Annotated in this window: 17 protein-coding genes; 8 read left to right on the top strand and 9 right to left on the bottom strand. The window is 62.2% G+C overall.

What is annotated here, in order from left to right; translation table 11 throughout:
• The first annotated feature begins 227 nt into the window (after positions 1-227).
• Positions 228-1,271 (top strand): HpcH/HpaI aldolase/citrate lyase family protein, encoded by a 1,044-nt coding sequence (locus tag F2P47_RS11490; protein WP_152216501.1) that lies wholly within the window; start codon positions 228-230, stop codon positions 1,269-1,271.
• A gap of 51 nt (positions 1,272-1,322) precedes the next feature.
• Here the strand turns inward: F2P47_RS11490 and F2P47_RS11485 are convergent, their stop codons facing one another.
• The gene (locus F2P47_RS11485; RefSeq protein WP_152216500.1) at positions 1,323-2,096 is read right to left on the bottom strand and encodes a helix-turn-helix transcriptional regulator; all 774 of its coding nucleotides are present in this window, start codon (positions 2,094-2,096) and stop codon (positions 1,323-1,325) included.
• Positions 2,097-2,204: 108 nt separating this feature from the next.
• Between F2P47_RS11485 and F2P47_RS11480 the strand changes: the two genes are divergently transcribed.
• A complete protein-coding gene (locus tag F2P47_RS11480; RefSeq protein ID WP_152216499.1) occupies positions 2,205-3,284 on the top strand; it encodes an alcohol dehydrogenase catalytic domain-containing protein in 1,080 nt (359 codons plus the stop codon).
• 18 nt (positions 3,285-3,302) lie between these two features.
• On the opposite strand, the gene F2P47_RS11475 is transcribed toward F2P47_RS11480, so the two are convergent.
• Positions 3,303-4,406 carry an NADH:flavin oxidoreductase gene (locus F2P47_RS11475; protein WP_152216498.1) on the bottom strand — a complete coding sequence of 368 codons (1,104 nt, stop codon included), beginning with the start codon at positions 4,404-4,406 and terminating at the stop codon, positions 3,303-3,305.
• 137 nt (positions 4,407-4,543) lie between these two features.
• Here F2P47_RS11475 and F2P47_RS11470 point away from each other — a divergent pair, with 137 nt between their 5' ends.
• From F2P47_RS11470 to F2P47_RS11460, 3 genes are all read left to right on the top strand, one after another.
• Positions 4,544-5,449 carry a polysaccharide deacetylase family protein gene (locus tag F2P47_RS11470; RefSeq protein ID WP_185681079.1) on the top strand — a complete coding sequence of 302 codons (906 nt, stop codon included), beginning with the start codon at positions 4,544-4,546 and terminating at the stop codon, positions 5,447-5,449.
• Positions 5,450-5,476: 27 nt separating this feature from the next.
• A complete protein-coding gene (gene hspQ / locus F2P47_RS11465; protein ID WP_152216496.1) occupies positions 5,477-5,809 on the top strand; it encodes a heat shock protein HspQ in 333 nt (110 codons plus the stop codon).
• Between the two features lie 89 nt (positions 5,810-5,898).
• A complete protein-coding gene (locus F2P47_RS11460) occupies positions 5,899-6,621 on the top strand; it encodes an acyltransferase (protein WP_152216495.1) in 723 nt (240 codons plus the stop codon).
• Between the two features lie 3 nt (positions 6,622-6,624).
• Here the strand turns inward: F2P47_RS11460 and F2P47_RS11455 are convergent, their stop codons facing one another.
• Complete coding sequence (locus F2P47_RS11455) at positions 6,625-7,191, bottom strand: invasion associated locus B family protein (protein WP_152216494.1); 567 nt, start codon at positions 7,189-7,191, stop codon at positions 6,625-6,627.
• A gap of 203 nt (positions 7,192-7,394) precedes the next feature.
• Here F2P47_RS11455 and F2P47_RS11450 point away from each other — a divergent pair, with 203 nt between their 5' ends.
• Positions 7,395-9,206: an extracellular solute-binding protein gene (locus F2P47_RS11450; RefSeq protein WP_246176855.1), complete on the top strand. Its 1,812-nt coding sequence runs from the start codon at positions 7,395-7,397 to the stop codon at positions 9,204-9,206.
• 3 nt (positions 9,207-9,209) lie between these two features.
• Here the strand turns inward: F2P47_RS11450 and F2P47_RS11445 are convergent, their stop codons facing one another.
• Entirely contained in the window at positions 9,210-9,968 is a 759-nt protein-coding gene (locus F2P47_RS11445; RefSeq protein WP_152216493.1) for a histidine phosphatase family protein, read from the bottom strand.
• Positions 9,965-11,095: a CaiB/BaiF CoA transferase family protein gene (locus F2P47_RS11440; RefSeq protein WP_152216492.1), complete on the bottom strand. Its 1,131-nt coding sequence runs from the start codon at positions 11,093-11,095 to the stop codon at positions 9,965-9,967. The genes F2P47_RS11445 and F2P47_RS11440 overlap by 4 nt, the downstream gene beginning before the upstream one ends.
• A 143-nt stretch (positions 11,096-11,238) precedes the next feature.
• On the opposite strand from F2P47_RS11440, the gene F2P47_RS11435 reads away from it, so the two are divergent.
• Positions 11,239-12,795, top strand: a complete 1,557-nt coding sequence (locus F2P47_RS11435; RefSeq protein ID WP_152216491.1) for an acetate--CoA ligase — start codon at positions 11,239-11,241, stop codon at positions 12,793-12,795.
• Positions 12,796-12,810: 15 nt separating this feature from the next.
• Here F2P47_RS11435 and F2P47_RS11430 read toward each other — a convergent pair whose 3' ends face one another.
• On the bottom strand, positions 12,811-13,056 hold the full coding sequence (locus tag F2P47_RS11430) for a hypothetical protein (RefSeq protein WP_152216490.1): 246 nt from the start codon (positions 13,054-13,056) through the stop codon (positions 12,811-12,813).
• 158 nt (positions 13,057-13,214) lie between these two features.
• Positions 13,215-13,988, bottom strand: coding sequence for a glucose 1-dehydrogenase (locus F2P47_RS11425; protein WP_152216489.1), 774 nt, complete (start codon positions 13,986-13,988; stop codon positions 13,215-13,217).
• 145 nt (positions 13,989-14,133) lie between these two features.
• Here F2P47_RS11425 and F2P47_RS11420 point away from each other — a divergent pair, with 145 nt between their 5' ends.
• Positions 14,134-14,784 (top strand): DsbA family oxidoreductase, encoded by a 651-nt coding sequence (locus F2P47_RS11420; RefSeq protein WP_204886646.1) that lies wholly within the window; start codon positions 14,134-14,136, stop codon positions 14,782-14,784.
• Here the strand turns inward: F2P47_RS11420 and F2P47_RS11415 are convergent, their stop codons facing one another.
• Both F2P47_RS11415 and msrP read right to left on the bottom strand, forming a co-directional pair.
• The gene (locus F2P47_RS11415) at positions 14,785-15,396 is read right to left on the bottom strand and encodes a protein-methionine-sulfoxide reductase heme-binding subunit MsrQ (protein WP_152216487.1); all 612 of its coding nucleotides are present in this window, start codon (positions 15,394-15,396) and stop codon (positions 14,785-14,787) included.
• Positions 15,397-15,398: 2 nt separating this feature from the next.
• On the bottom strand, positions 15,399-16,331 hold the full coding sequence (msrP, locus tag F2P47_RS11410; RefSeq protein WP_152216486.1) for a protein-methionine-sulfoxide reductase catalytic subunit MsrP: 933 nt from the start codon (positions 16,329-16,331) through the stop codon (positions 15,399-15,401).
• Position 16,332: the final 1 nt, after the last annotated feature.

Genomic DNA, 16,332 nt, shown 5'->3' with positions numbered 1-16,332 from the left:
AATGCGGCTTGGCCGCCGCCGGAAGATGCTAGCCCATCGGGGGGCTAGATCCCAATTCCCGGCCCGGCCCAGGTAGCTCCAGTGCCCACGGCCCCGAAAGAGGCGTCTTCTGTGCTAAATGTGGGCGGAGAAACAAAGGCTTGCAGCATTCGGCTCACAAAGCCACTTACACTTTTGGGGATGGCGCTCTAGACTGCGGCAACCTCCCTTCGACCAGCGGATTTCCCATGAAGTTGCCTTCGAATTTCTACAAGCCCCTCGCCATTGGCGCGCCGGAACCCTATCGCGAGTTGCCGGTGGCGCTGGAGCGCATGATCCACTTTTTCCCGGGCCATAACGAGAAGGTGCGCGCGCGCATCGGCGAGATGATCCCGCAGGTAGACGTGCTGCTCGGCAATCTCGAAGACGCTGTCCCTGCAGACGCCAAGGAAGCGGCGCGTCGCGGCTTCATCGAAGTGGCGAAGGCTCATGATTTTGGCCAGACCGGCCTCTGGACGCGCATCAATCCGTTGAACAGCCCGTGGGTGCTCGACGATATCGCCGAGATCGTCGCCGAGGTCGGCAACAAGCTCGACGTCATTATGCTGCCCAAGGTCGAAGGCCCGTGGGATATTCACTATCTCGATCAGCTTCTCGCCCAGCTCGAAGCCAGGCATGGCTTGAAGAAGCCCATCCTCATTCACGCCATTCTTGAAACGGCGCAAGGCGTGAAGAATGTCGAGGACATTGCGTCCGCGAGCCCGCGCATGCATGGCATGAGCCTCGGGCCTGCCGATCTCGCGGCGTCACGCAAGATGAAGACGACGCGCGTTGGCGGCGGCCACCCCTATTACCGCGTGCTTGAAGATCCGCATGCCGACGGTTCACCCCGCGCCTCCGCGCAGCAGGACCTCTGGCACTATACATTCGCCAAGATGGTCGACGCCTGCGTCGCCAACGGCATTAGCCCCTTCTATGGCCCCTTCGGCGACATTCAGGATCTCGACGCCTGCGAGCAGCAGTTCCGTAACGCCTTCCTCATGGGTTGCGTCGGCGCCTGGTCGCTGCATCCCAACCAGATCGCCATCGCGAAGCGAGTCTTCAGCCCGGAGCCGAGCGAAGTCCTTTTCGCGAAGAAGATCCTCGAAGCCATGCCCGACGGCACCGGCGTCGCGATGATCGACGGCAAGATGCAGGATGACGCGACCTGGAAACAGGCGAAGGTCATCGTCGATCTGGCGAAGAAGGTTGCCGCCCGCGATCCGGAACTCGCAAAGGCCTACGGGTTCTGACGTCCCGTTCCGTCATGGCCGGGAAACTGCCCGGCCATGACGGGATGCGTCTCATGCTGGTGTGTAGATGACAAGCTTCAGTGCGGGGTCGTCATTCGACTGAAAGCTCGCATATTCGAAGCGTAGCGCGCCCTTCTTTGGATGGTTTAGCACCTTCTGGCCGGCGATGACGCTGCCGATGTCATGCGCTCCCCACCAGCTCTCGAATTCGGGGCAGCCTTGCCGAAGTCGATCCAGTAAGTCGACAAAGGCCGGATCGCCTGCCCAGAGATCATGCGTCGCGCGAAATTGTGCCACCATGCGTTCCGCCTCACTGGCCCAGCTCTCTCCGAAGAGACGTCGCGTGACGGGATTGGTCAGTATGCAGATGAGTGTGTTGCGGTCCTCCTCCGGAAGACGGCTATAGGCGAAGATCTTGTCCGCGGCTGCGTTCCACGCCAGAACGTCCCATCGCCGCCCGGTGACATAGGCAGGCTGTGGCAGGCTGTCGATTAGCCTTTTGATGTGGTCAGGCACAACTTCCGGCGAAAAAGGACGGCGACCGGCACTCTCCGTCAGCGCGCGTAAATGGGCATGTTCCGTCTTGTTGAGGCGGAGTGCCCGGGCGAGCGCATCGATCGTGGTGATGGACGGGCTGACGGCACGACCCTGCTCCAGCCGGATGTACCAGTCGACGCCGATGCCAGCGAGTTCCGCCACTTCCTCGCGCCTGAGGCCCGATGTCCGGCGGCGTCGTCCCTCCGGAAGCCCGACAGCCTCGGGGCTTAGCCTCTCCCGGCGCGACCGAAGAAAGTCGCCGAGCTCGCTCCGGTATGCGTCCACCATCGTCTTCGCTCCTCATTGGGAGGGACTTTATTATCCTAGGATAATACCAGGCCTGATTAAAATGTGAAAGCGATGCGACCATGGCTCATCCAAGGAAGAGGATTGACCATGAAAGCTGCCGTCCTGAAGGCGTTTGGAACGCCGCTCACAATTGAGAATGTGCCGGACCCGATTTTGGGCACCGGCGAAGTTATTGTCGATGTCGTCGCCACGGGCGTTCTCGCCTATGCCAATGAAGTGTTCAGCGGCGAGCGGCAATATCTGCTGGATCTGCCGGTCATCCCGGGACCGGGCGCGATTGGCCGGGTGCGTGCTACCGGGCCGGACGCGACCCATCTCATTTCCGGCGACTGGGTCTATTGCGATCCAACCGTGCGGTCGCGCGATAACGCGCTTTCTCCCGATATCACGCTGCAGGGCTTGAGCGCCGGCGGCGAAGGCGGTCTCAGGCTGCAAAAGTATTTTCGAGACGGCTCATGGGCGGAGCAGATGCGCGTGCCCACTGAGAATGCCATTCGGATCGGTTCTCTCGACGAGGCCGATGCGGCGCGGTGGTGCGTCCTCGGCAGGCTCCTCGTGCCCTATGGCGGGTTGCTTCTGGCAAAGCTGCAGGCTGGCGAGACTCTCCTGATCAATGGTGCGACAGGATCTTTCGGCAGCGCGGCGATCGCGGTCGGGCTTGCCATGGGGGCCGGTCGGGTCGTGGCGACCGGCCGGAACGTGGAGGTGCTTGAGGATCTTGCGGGCCGTTTCGGTCCTCGACTCCGCACTGTGGCGATGCGCGGCGGTGAGGAAGATGATCGCGAGCGAATTCGGGAAACAGCGGCGGGCCCGATCGATTGCGTCCTGGACCTGCTCCCGCCTGCCGCAAGCGCTGTGCAGGCTCGCACAGCAATCATGGCAGTGCGCCCCTATGGCAGGGTTGTTCTGATGGGGGGCGTCGGCATGCTCGGCGGCGCGGGGCTCGACCTGCCCTACCCTTGGATCATGCGGAACTGCATCAGCATTCATGGCAAGTGGATGTACCCGCCCGAGGCCGCGACCATGATGATCGGGCTCATTCGGGCGGGTCTCATCAACCTCGATCAATACGCCATTACGACGTTTGACCTCGACAATGCGAACGAAGCCGTTGCGCATGCCGCGGCGAATACCGGTCCGTTCAGGATGACGGTGATACGGCCTTGATCGTTACGGCGCCTGCTCTTACGACAGCGTCGCGAGCGCCGCCGGGCTGAAGGGCTCCAGCGCGGTGTAACGCTCTTCGTGGATCTTGCGGCCCCAGGCGGGATCGACCAGCAGCGCGCGGCCCACCGCGACAAGATCGAACTCATCGCGTTCCAGACGCGCCAGCAGATCGTCGATGCCGGTAGGCGTCGAGGATTCACCGCCGAAGGCCGCGATGAATTCGCCCGAAAGACTGACGCTGCCGACCGTGATCGTGGGCTTGCCGGTGAGCTTCTTCGTCCAGCCTGCAAGGTTCAGGTCCGAGCCCTCGAATTCCGGCTCCCAGAAGCGGCGCTGCGAGCAATGGAAGACGTCGACGCCGGCTTCCGAAAGCGGCTTCAGGAATTCGCCGAGAAGTTCCGGCGTGGATGCGAGGCGCGCTGTGTAATCCTGCTGCTTCCACTGCGAGAAGCGCAGGATGAGCGGATAGTCCTTGCCGACTTCGCGACGGACTGCTTCGATGATCTCGATGGCGAAGCGCTCGCGCTTCAGCATGCTGCCGCCGTATTCGTCATCGCGCTTGTTGAGGCCTTCCCAGAAGAACTGGTCGATCAGATAGCCATGCGCGCCATGAAGTTCGATGCCGTCGAAGCCGATCTCGCGCGCATCCGCGGCGGCGCGGGCGAAGGCGTCCACGACATGCTGGATGTGCTGCCTGGTCATCGGTTCGGCGACCTGCTTGGTGGGTGCGGCGAGTCCCGAAGGTCCTGCGCTCGGCAATTCGGGATGCCAGACATTGCCCTTCTGGTTGCGCGCGGTGCCGACATGCCAGAGCTGCGGCATGATCTTGCCGCCGACGCCGTGAACCTCTTCCACGACGCGCTTCCAGCCTTCCAGCGCCTCGCCGAAGAAGTTCGGCACGCCAACATCGAGCGACGACACGGGATCGTTGATCGTGGTGCCTTCGGTGATGATGAGGCCCGTTTCGTTTTCGGCGCGGCGGCGATAATAGGCGGCCACGTTGGCACCCGGAATGCCGCCTGGTGATTGCGTGCGCGTCATGGGGGCCATGACGATGCGGTTGGGAAGCTCCAGCCCGTTGATCGTGAAGGGACGAAACAGGGGTGCGACGGATCGGCTCATTCAGTTCTCCAATATCTCGCCGTGAAACCATGGGGTTTCCGGCCAATTTCAGTTGGGTGCATATTGGGTATCCAAAGCCAAAGTGCAAATGCCGATCGCGGCTCCGCGATCAAAATAAAATGAACGGGGGAAGCGGCATGGAAGCCAATCCGGCGTTGATGCGACTGGGTCTCAAAGAGACCGACCGGGTGGCGATCCTCCATGTCGACGATGTGGGCATGTGCGGGGCTTCGCTCGATGCCTTCGCCGAACTCTGGGCTGCCCGCGCCGTGACATGCGGTTCGGTCATGGTGCCCTGCCCCTGGTTCCGCGCCACCGCTGCCTGGGCGCGCGATAACGCGGATGTCGATCTCGGGGTTCATGCGACGCTGACCAGCGAATGGAGCGGCTACCGCTGGGGGCCTGTGTCGACGCGCGATCCGGCGGGCGGCCTCATGGATGACGAGCGCTGCTTCCCGCGCAGCTCGGCGGAGGTCGCGGCCCATGCGAATCCGGTGGCCGCCGGCGCCGAATTGCGCCTGCAACTTCAGCTCGCCCGCGAGGCCGGCATCAGCCCCACGCATTTCGATACGCATATGGGCTCGGTGCTGAATGCGCGCCTCTATGGAGAGTTCACATCTGCGGCGCTGGAAGCGGGCGCTGTGCCCTTCGGGCTCAGGCTACGCGCCGAACAGTGGCGCAAGGGTGGCTATGACGAGGAGACTTCTCGCGTTCTTTCGGAGACCGTCGGCAGGCTCGAAGCGCGGGGCGTGCCCTTTCTCGACCGGATGCTCATGCTCTCACTCTCCGTGGGAGAAGACCGGCTGGAGCACACGCTCCATCTGATCAGCCGCATCGAGCCCGGCCAGATTGCCTATGTGATCTTTCACCCGGCTCTCGATACGCCCGAACTTCGCGGCATCTGCCCGGATTGGCGTTCCCGAGTCGCCGATTATGAGCTGCTTCGCTCGGGCCGCGTTCGCGACAAACTCGAAAAGGCAGGCGTCAGGCTTATCGGCTGCCGCGAATTGCAGGCCCTCATGCCGAACTGCTACTCTTCGTGACGGTACTTGTGGAGCGCGGAATACGTCATGGAGATCAACCGGCAGGCGAGATTTCAGATCGGGCAGATCGTTCGCCACAAGTATTTCCCGTTCCGGGGCGTCATCTATGACGTGGACCCGACCTTCAACAATACCGAGGAATGGTGGCTCTCGATTCCGGAGCAAATGCGCCCGCGCAAGGACCAGCCCTTTTATCACCTGCTCGCGGAGAATGCGGAGACGGAATATGTCGCCTATGTCTCCGAGCAGAACCTGCTGCCGGATGAAACGGGCGAGCCCGTTCGCCACCCGCAGGTGAAAGAGCTGTTCGGTCCCATGCATGGTGGCATCTACACTATTCGCGCAAAGACCGCTCATTAGGCGGGTTTCAGCCGCGCCGATTTAGGGTGAGCCATGAACGGGCTCGTGCTATCCGTCTCGCGGGCCAATTAATCGGGGGAGTACGGGAATTGCGGCGCGAAAGGCGGCCTTATTACATTCGTCGCCTGCAAGGCGCCTGGGTGCGTTTCCAGACGAAGCATTTCCTCGTTCCCGCCTTCGACGAGGCAGGCCCCGGCCTTGCCGTCAGCAGTCCCCGCAATGTCGAGGTCTTCGGCGGCAACATTCGCATCGGCACCTGCGTCCATCTGAATGCCGCGGTCGGCAACATGATCCGGCTTTGCACCTGGACGACCGATGGGCGCGAGGGACGCATCACGCTTGGCGACTATGTGCTGGTGAGCCCCGGCACGCATATCGTCGCCTCCGAGAGCATCACCATCGGCTCGAACACGATGATTGCGAGCGGCTGCTACATCTCGGATTCAGATTGGCACGACACCTATGACCGGACGCGCGAGCTCGACAAGCATGCGCCAATCGTGATCGGCGAGAACGCATGGCTGGGCGTTCGCGTTATCGTTGGCAAGGGCGTGACCATCGGCGAGAACAGCATCATCGGCGCGGGCTCCGTGGTCACGAAAGACATTCCGGCGAACTGTATTGCGGCGGGAAATCCCGCCCGCGTCCTGCGCCAGCTCGACCCCGAGCGTCCAATACGAAAACGCTCGGAACTCTTCGCAGAGCCCGAGCGCATCGAACAGGATATGGACAGGCTGATGCGCTACCTGCTCCGGGAAAACACGCTGTGGGGTTGGCTCCGCAGCGTGTTCTTCCCGACGCGGGAAGACTGACGATCAGCCCTTCTGCTTCGGCAGAGCGGCGATCGCGGCGCTGAAGCCGTCGAGCTTCACCGGCACCTTGATGTCGCCCTTGCCTGCATGCTTGAAGGCGACTTCCATTTCCTTGGCGCTCTTCAGCGCCTTCAGGTTTTCAGCCTTGAGGGGCATTTCGGCCTGGCAGCCGAGCGGCACACAGAAGATGAACGGGCCGCCGAATTTCGCCTTGCCGCTGTTGTCGATGTCGATGCCGAGGCCAGCGGGCAGGATCGTGCCGAGCGGCGTGATCGCGAACATGAACATGCTGCCGTCGGTCTTCTTGGGAATGTAGCCGACGCCGAGGTAGAGCACGCGCTGCTTGCCGTCCTCACCAATGCGAATGTCGACGAAAGCGTGGCATTCCTTCTGCTTTGCGTCTTTCGGGTTGGTGTCGCACCGCATGGCCCAGCTACCGAATTTCTTGATCTCCGGCTTGGGGCCTTGCTCGGCCGCCGCGGCCGACGTCGCGTCTGCGGCGATGGCCGGCGCCAGGGGCGCGATCAGCGCGATCAGGAGGGCGCCGAGCGCCACACGACGGAAAAACATGAGGTTCGTCCTTTCTGAGGCTATAAATTCAGCCCGTATTGTCCGGCTCGCGGTCCGAGTCGCGGCGCGATTATAGATATCCAGCCCGGCTCCGATAGTCCGAACTCATACGTAATCGGGGCATTAAATACCGGTAATCTTGAGCTACAGGAACTATCCGTGGCTGCCCAAGGAATGGGCAAGCAATGAAGGAAAACGGCGAGTTGGGGCGTAGAACGGCGGGAATAGCGGCGTTGATACTGGGGGTGCTGCTGCCGCTCGCCCTGCATGCCGAGCCGGAGCCTGCCATTGCCATGCATGGCGAGCCAGCCTACCCGGCCGGCTTCAAGGCCTTTGACTATGTGAACCCGGACGCGCCCAAGGGCGGAACGATCCGTTTCGGGGCAGTCGGCAGCTTCGACAGCTTCAACCCCTTCATCGTGCGTGGGACGCCCGCCGTCGGTCTTCGGGAGTTCGTTTTCGAGAGCCTGATGGCGCGGGGGTATGATGAATCCTTCTCGCTCTATGGCCTCCTGGCGGAGAGTATCGAAACCGCGCCGGATCGGAGCTGGGTCGCCTTCCGCCTGCGCAAGGAGGCGCGTTTTTCCGATGGAACGCCGGTTACAGTCGACGATGTCGTCTTTTCGCTGGAGACACTGCGCGACAAGGGGCGGCCCAATTACAAGAGCTATTACGGCAAGGTCGAACGCATCGAGCGGCCCGACGCCCGAAGCGTCAAATTCTACTTCCGCCGCGATCCGGGCGAAGAAAGCGCGGATCGGGAGATGCCGCTCATCCTCGGCCTCATGCCGATATTGCCGAAGCATGTTTATGAAAAACGCGCCTTCGACGAGTCGAGCCTTGAGGTTCCGGTGGGTAGCGGCCCCTATCTCGTCGACGAGGTCAAACCCGGCAGCCGCATCTCCTATCGTCTGAACCCGAATTATTGGGGCGCGGGCCTCGCGGTCAATCGCGGGCGAAACAATATCGAGCACGTCGTTTACGACTATTACCGCGACAGCAACGCCTCGTTCGAAGCTTTCAAGGCCGGGCTATACGATGCCAGGCCCGAGGAAGATCCCGGCCGCTGGACCAGCGAGTATGATTTTCCGGCTGTGCGGCAAGGCCATGTCCGCAAGCTGGCCTTCGAGACGGCGATGCCCTCCGGCATGAAGGCGATGGTCTTCAATACGCGACGGCCGGTCTTTGCCGACAGGCGTGTGCGCATCGCCCTCACCTATCTCTTCGATTTCGAATGGGTGAACAGATCGCTCTATCACGACGTCTACCGGCGGACGCAGAGCTACTTCGACAATTCGGAGCTGTCCTCGCATCACCGCGCTGCAGGTATACGCGAGCGTGCGCTGCTCGCACCCTTTCCCGACGCGGTGACGCCGGAGATCATGAGCCGCGGATATGAAGCGCCGGTGGGCGACGGCAACGGGTTGAACCGCGCTAATCGCGTGAAGGCGCTCTCGCTTCTGCGCGATGCGGGATACACCATTTCGGCGGGCCAGGTGGTGGATGCGAAGAGCCGCAAGCCGCTGAGCTTTGAAATCCTGGTGGCGACGCCTGCCGATGAGCGGCTGGCTCTCGTCTATGCCAACATGGCGCGCCGATCGGGCATTGATGTTCGTGTACGGAATGTCGACTCGAGCCAATATCAGGGCCGGCTCGATGCCTACGACTACGACATGATCTTTTTCGAGTGGACGAGCTCGCTCTCGCCCGGCAATGAACAGAGTTTCCGCTGGGGCTCCGAGGCGGCTGACGCCAAGGGCAGCTACAATTTCATTGGTGTCAAAAGCAAGGCTGTCGACGCCACGATATCGGCTCTGCTGGCTGCCAAGACAAAGAGCGATTTCGTCAGCGCCGTCCGTGCGCTTGACCGCGTTCTTCTGTCCGGCAATTACGTGATCCCGCTCTTCTACTCGCCCACGCAATGGGTCGCGCTGTGGGACCGCGTGAAGGTGCCCGCGCGCACCTCCATCTACGGCTATCGCAGCGATACCTGGTGGATCGAAGACAAGCACTGACGGTCAGCGCGGGTCCTTGGCGAAGATCGCTTCGAGGCTCGTCATGTTCATGCCGTGCTTGAAATAATTATACGGCGTGACATTGATCGCCTTGATGATGGCGCGCTGGATTTCCGTGCCCACCGATCCGTCCGCATTGGGCACCATGTCGAAGTCGATGACATTGATGCAGGCCGGGTCCTGCTCGAAGGCTTTGACGGCCCTGAGGCCGCTTTCCTTTGCGCCGAGCGCCGCCCAGCCGAGGATCAGGCGGTTGATACCCTCATGCGCGGCGATGAGCGCCGTATGCCAGCCCGGCTCGGCCAGCAGGCGACGAATAGCGCCGACGGCGCGACGCTCGGCATCGGCGAAGACTTCGCCGTGCTCCAGCATGGTCGCGCCGGGTTCGCCCGCGAGTTCAAAATAAAAGGCCATCTTGGCAGCGAGCTCGGCGCGGCTCTTTACCTCGCCGAAACGCCCGTTATGGATTTCGATCAGATCAGGCTCGATTTCGAGCGTTGGCGCGGGATTGTCGGTCTGCCCCGCGAGAACGCGCTCGGCGGTCTGCCGCGTGCGCGGAACGCCCGAGCAGATCGCGCGGTCGAAGCGGACATGAGCGAGCGCGTGTCCTCCCGCATCGGCCTGATGCTGGCCGAGCGGAGTCAGGGGCACGACCTTGGTGTCGCCCCCTGCCGCCTCAATCTCGCGTCCGAAATAATCGACATGGCCGTGGCGCATCAGATAGATGCGCCGCCGGCCCGTCGTTCCTGGCAATGCGGTCAAATCGCTTCCGCCTTCTTCAGAGCGTCGACCTCGCCATCGGCGAAGCCCCAATCCTTGAGCACTTCGAGCGTATGCGCGCCATTGATGGCGGGCGCGCCCTGAATCTTCGACACCGTGCGCGAGAAACGCGGCGCGATGTTCGGCTGCGCGACGCCATCGACTTCGACGATGGTTTCTCGCGCCTTGTTGTGCGGGTGATCCTTGGCTTCGGTGAGCGAGAGCACCGGCGCGAAGCAGATGTCGGTGCCTTCCATGATGGTGCACCACTCGTCGCGGGTTTTGGTCCTGAAGACGGCTTCGATCTTCGTCTTCATCTCCGGCCACTTGGCGCGGTCCATCTGCTGGTCCCAGATCGCGTCGGTGAGGCCGGCCTTTTCACGCAGGAGAGCGTAGAACTGCGGCTCGATCGATCCGATCGAAATCCACTTTCCATCCTTCGTCTCATAGGTGTCGTAGAAATGCGCGCCGCCGTCGAGCATGTTCGTGCCATGCGGCTCATGCCAGATGCCCGCCGCCTGGAAGCCGAAGAACATGGCCATCAGCGAGGTCGCGCCATCCGTCATCGCGGCATCGACGACCTGGCCCTTGCCGGACTTGTTCGCCTCGACCAGCGCCGCAAGCATGCCCATGGCGAGGAAGAGCGCGCCGCCACCGAAATCGCCAACGAGGTTAAGCGGCGGAACAGGCTTCTCGCCCGGCCGACCGATCGAATGCAGCGCGCCCGTAAGCGAGATGTAGTTGATGTCATGGCCGGCTGCGAGCGCCATCGGACCGGTCTGGCCCCAGCCGGTCATGCGGCCATAAACGAGCTTCGGATTGCGCGCGAGGCAGACATCCGGGCCAAGGCCGAGCCGCTCCATGACGCCAGGGCGGAAGCCCTCCTGCAGGATGTCAGCCTTCTCGATGAGCTTCAGGGCCGTCTCGACGGCTTCGGGTTTCTTGAGGTCGAGCGCGATGGAGCGCTTGCCACGGCTGGATATCTCGAACTTCGAGCCACCGCGCGCCCCCTTGCGGTCGATGCGGATGACGTCAGCGCCCATGTCGGCCAGCAGCATGCCGCAATAGGGCCCTGGCCCGATGCCTGCGAATTCAACGATTTTGACGCCTGACAGCGGACCGCTACCCATTCTCTGACTCCCTTGATTAGCCTGTTTGTTGGCGAATCTTTTAGCGGCTGGCGGGCCATGCGTAAATGTCGCCGGAGATGACGTAGGGGCCGCCTTGAAGCCTTGCGCTTGCCTCGCCGGGGCGGCGCTCGTACAAAGCATTCATGTCGTTTCCAGCTCCCGAAATCGCCCGCGGCTTTACCGGCGAGGCCTGCCCTGCGCGCTTCAACCTCGCGCGTTATTGTCTCGCGCGCGCCGCCGCCGAAACGCCCGCCAAGACCGCGCTGATCGTGATCTCCGATGCCGAAGCCCCGATCGATGCGGCCGAGCACTGGACCTATGGCGAACTCGACGAAGCGGTGCGGCGGATTGCGGCCGGACTCTTTGCCGAGGGCTTTCGCCCCGGTGAGAGGCTGATGATCCGGATGCCGAATACCAGCGACTATGCGCTGCTCTTTTTCGGTGCCATTGCTGCGGGGCTCGTGCCGCTGCCGTCTTCCTCGATGCTCACGGAGGCCGAGGCCGATTTTCTTCTGACGGATTCACACGCGGCGGCGGTGGCTGTTTCCGGTGAGTTGGCCGTCCATGCCGGCAAGGCGCGAGTCATCGACGATGTCATGCTGAAGCGGCTGAAGGCACATCCGCCGCTCGGCGATTATGCGGATACGGAGGCGAACGATCCGGCCTTCCTCGTCTATACCTCAGGCACGAGCGGGCGGCCCAAGGGCGTGCTCCATGCACAGCGCAGCGCCTGGGGACGGCGCCCCATGTATCAGGGCTGGTATGGCATCGGCCCTGCCGACGTCGTGCTTCATGCTGGCGCCTTCAACTGGACCTATACGCTCGGCGTAGGGCTGCAGGACCCGTGGGCAAACGGCGCGACGACGGTTCTCTATATCGGACCGAAAGACGTTCATGTCTGGCCGAGGCTTCTGGAGCGGACGCGCGCGACGCTCTTTGCCGCCGTGCCGACGCTCTATCGCCAGATCCTCAAATATTGCGACCTTGCTTCGCACGATCTTTCCGCGCTGCGCCACGGGCTGACGGCGGGCGAAGCGCTCTCGCCTGCCCTCCTTCGCCATTGGCGCGAGGAGACGGGCAAGAACCTCTATGAAGCGCTCGGCATGAGCGAGTGCTCGACCTATATCTCGACTGGCCCATCGATGGAGATACGCGCAGGCAGTCCGGGCAAGCCGCAGCCGGGGCGTTGCATCGCCGTGCTTCCCGTCGATGGCGACACCGAGCCTCTACCCACGGGCGAAACCGGAATGCTTGCCGTCCATCGCAGCGATCCCGGCCTCATGCTCGGCTATTGGCAAAGGCCCGGCGACGAGAGCGAGGTTTATCGCGGCGAGTGGTTCATTGGCGGCGATCTCGCCTCCTTCGATGAGGATGGCTATCTCTGGTATCACGGACGCGCCGACGACGTGATGAACGCCATGGGCTATCGCGTCTCGCCCGCCGAGGTCGAGGCGGCGCTATCGGATCATCCGGGCATTGCGGAAGTCGCAGTGACGGAAATGCACGTGCGCGACGACGTGACCGTCATCGCCGCTTTCGTCGTACCGAAGGGGGGCAAGCAGCCCGACAAGGCGTCGATCCTTGCCCATGCCGAGGAGCGGCTGGCCGCCTACAAGCGGCCGCGCGAGATCGTGTTTGTTGAGAGCCTGCCGCGCACAGCGAACGGCAAGATCATGCGCCGGACGCTCGCCGCCAAATAGCCGACGCGGAAAAGATCAGCGATAAGTATCTACTTCGAGCGGTGCCGGCCCGTGTTGCGTATCCGGACCGACCGCCGGCGCGGAGGTACGTTGCGTCGTGTACGAATGAACCGCCTCGTAAGCCTGATCCGCCGCGGCGCTCATTTCCTGAACCTGCCCGAGCTTGGTCCAAAGCGATGCTACGGCAGAGCTCGGCGTGGCACCGATGGCCCAGACGCAAAGCAGAAAGCCGACTATCGCCCCGATCACGAAATTTGTCATTCACTCACACTCCAGCCAAATGGCCTTTGGTGTCGCTACTTTGCGTAGCAAGTAGAGAAATGACAAGTCCGGTGCATTACTTAAAACTCTACAATGTCCCATAACGAGACAACTTGCGGCTTTATTCACGATGGGGCAGCAAAACCTTCGTCAACTGTTCAGAGCGACTGGCCGTCATCGGCAGTAAAAAGCGAGCCGGTGATGAAGCGCGAATGGTCCGAGGCGAGCAGCAGAAGCGTGCCGTCGAGGTCGGACTCGACGCCGAGGCGGCGGCGCGGAAAGGTCTTGATCTGCTTCTGCCCGCCGTCGCTCTGAAACCATTCGGAGTTCAGTTCCGTCTCGATGAAGCCGGGGCACATGGCGTTGACGTTGATGTTCTTGCGCGCCCATTCCTTGGCGAGCGACTTCGTCATCATGGCGACGGCCGCCTTGGTCATGCAGTAGATGGTGAGGCCCGGAAGCTGCGTGAAAGCGCCGATGGAGGCGATGTTGATGATCCGGCCGCCCGCGCCGCGTTCCATCATCCGCAGGCCAACGGCCTGCGCCATAAAAAAGGCGCCGCGTACATTCGTGTCGAACATGGTGTCGAAGCCCTCGGGCGTCACCTCGGCGGGAAGCGCCTGCACATTCATGCCCGCATTGTTGAGGAGAATGTCCACGGCGCCGAGATCGCGCTCCGTCGTCTCGACGCATTGCCTGATGCTCGCCGGATCAGTGACGTCGAGGGCGACGGCAAGCGCGCGGCCGCCGAGAGCCTCGATCTCTCCTTTCAGAGTTTGCAGGCGGTCAACGCGACGCCCCGTAATGGCGACGGCGGCGCCCGCCTTCGCCAGGACGAGCGCGAAGCGGCGGCCGAGGCCGCTGGTCGCGCCGGTCACGATGGCGGTCTTGCCGGTCAGGTCGAAGGACGGGAGAGTGATGTCGTCGCTCATGGTGCGTTTCCGTTGCCCGAATGCAGCAGTTTCTGGTTGGAGCGCATCCTAGGGGCCGATTGCGTCGGGTCAAGCCACCCGCGCCGCTTGCCATGACATGGGCGCGGGGCATAATCGGGCAAACGAAATCTGGAGGATGGGTCCCATGGAACTTGATGTCGTTTCCGATACGGTCTGCCCCTGGTGCTACATCGGCAAGAAGCGGCTCGACGAGGCGCTGGCAATCCGAGGTTCCGAGGGGATTACGCTGCGTTGGAGGCCCTTCCAGCTCGACGCCTCGATCCCGGAAGGTGGCGTCGATCGCAAGGCCTATATGCAGAAGAAGTTCGGCGCCGACCCCGAACGCGTCCGGTCGATTGGCAATACGATCCGCGAATATGGCGAGGCGCTCGGCATCGCCTTCAACTTCGACAAGATCGAAAAATCGCCCAATACGCTCGACAGCCACCGCCTGATCCGTTGGGCAGGCACGGCGGGCTGCCAGAATGAAATGGTCGACGTGCTTTTCCGGCGCTACTTCACGGACGCGGAAGATATCGGCAATCGCGATGTTCTGCTCGACGCCGCAGCCGAGGTTGGCATGGACACGGACATCGTGGGCGATCTTCTGGCGCGCGGGGCCGACCGCGAGCTTGTTGTGCGCGAAGAGTCGATGGCGCGCGAGATGGGCATCCAGGGTGTGCCGAGCTTCGTCATCAATTCCAAATGGCTGATGGTCGGTGCCCAGGAAACCCCTGCCCTCATCCGCATGTTCGACAAGTTGCTCGCGCAGGAGACGGAAGGCGCAGCGGAGTAGTTACGCGCCGGCACGTAATGTTTTGTGCAACGGCATCGCCTGCCACATGCGCCAGCCTAGCGCGGTCGTGAGGATCGCGCCGTAGATCAACGGCCAGGTGATGTCGAGCTTCACAAGCAAATAGTAATGGACGGCGCCGAAGCTCGCCGCGACATAGACGGCGCGGTGAAGTTGTCGCCATCGTTTTGGCCCGAGCCGCGCGACCATTTTCCTGGTCGACGTGATGGCGAGCGGAACCAGCAGCAGAAATGCCATCATGCCGAAGGTGATGTAGGGCCGCTTCAGCACATCCTTCACGATGGCATGAATATCCAGCCCCTGATCCACAGCAAGATAAAGGGTCAAGTGGATGCAGACATAGAAGAAGGCGTAGAGCCCAATCATGCGGCGGAAACGGACAGGCAGCGGGTTCCGCAGAATGCGCGTGAGCGGTGTGAGCAAAAGCCCTGCGACGAGCAGTTTGATCGTCCAGTCGCCGGTGGCGCGGATCAGCGTTTCGACGGGATCTGCGCCAAGATCGCCCGTGAAGAGACGCCGCAAAAGATCGGCGGCGGGTAGCATGCAGCCGATGAAAACGGCGAGCCAGAGGATGCGGCGGTTTTTCTCGGTCATGATCAAAAGAATGTCTTGAGGTCCATGCCTCGGTAGAGGCTTGCCACCTGCTCGCCATAGCCGTTGAACATCAGCGTCGGACGGCGGAAGAAGTCGCCGATGCGCCGTTCCTTTGCCTGCGTCCAGCGCGGGTGATCGACCTCCGGATTGACGTTCGAGTAGAAGCCAAATTCGCTCGGGTTGGCCGTGTTCCAGGCAGTGGCAGGTTGCCTTTCAAGGAAGCGTATGCGGACGATCGACTTCGCGCCCTTGAAGCCATATTTCCACGGCACGACCAGCCGTAGCGGCGCGCCGTTCTGGTTCTTCAGCGTCTCGCCATAAAGACCGACGACGAGCGTTGTCAGCGGATGCATGGCTTCGTCCATGCGCAGGCCTTCGCGGTAGGGCCAGTCTAGATAGGGAAGGAGAAGGCCGGGCATGGTCTTGCTGTCGGCGAGGCTGGTGAACTCCACGAACTTCGCCTTCGACGTGGGCTCGACGCGATTGATGAGCGCCGACAGCGAGAAGCCGTTCCACGGCACCACCATGGACCAGGCTTCAACGCAGCGGTGGCGATAGATGCGTTCCTCTATCGGTGCGATCTTCAGGATGTCCTCAATGTCGAGTGTTACGGGCTTCCTCACTTCGCCTGAAATCTCGACGGTCCATGGCCGCGTCTTCATAGCGCCCGCATATGCTGCGGGATCGCTCTTGTCGGTGCCGAACTCGTAGAAGTTGTTGTAGCCGGTCACGTCCTTCAGCGAAGTGAGTTCCTCGCCCTTGGTCGAGAGCGGACTTTTTGTGAATTTCAGCGTGCCGGCGTTCGCGGCCTCACGCGGAAGGGCGACGCCGATGCCAAGTGCTGCGGCGCCTGTGATGAAGCGGCGCCGATCGAGCCATAGCGATTTCGGGGTGATTTCCGAAGAAGCGATGTCTGGCTTTTTTCCGATCAGCATG

The sequence above is a fragment of the Parvibaculum sedimenti genome, assembly GCF_009184905.1.
GTDB lineage: Bacteria > Pseudomonadota > Alphaproteobacteria > Parvibaculales > Parvibaculaceae > Parvibaculum > Parvibaculum sedimenti.
This window is presented reverse-complemented; position numbering and strand designations above follow the sequence as displayed.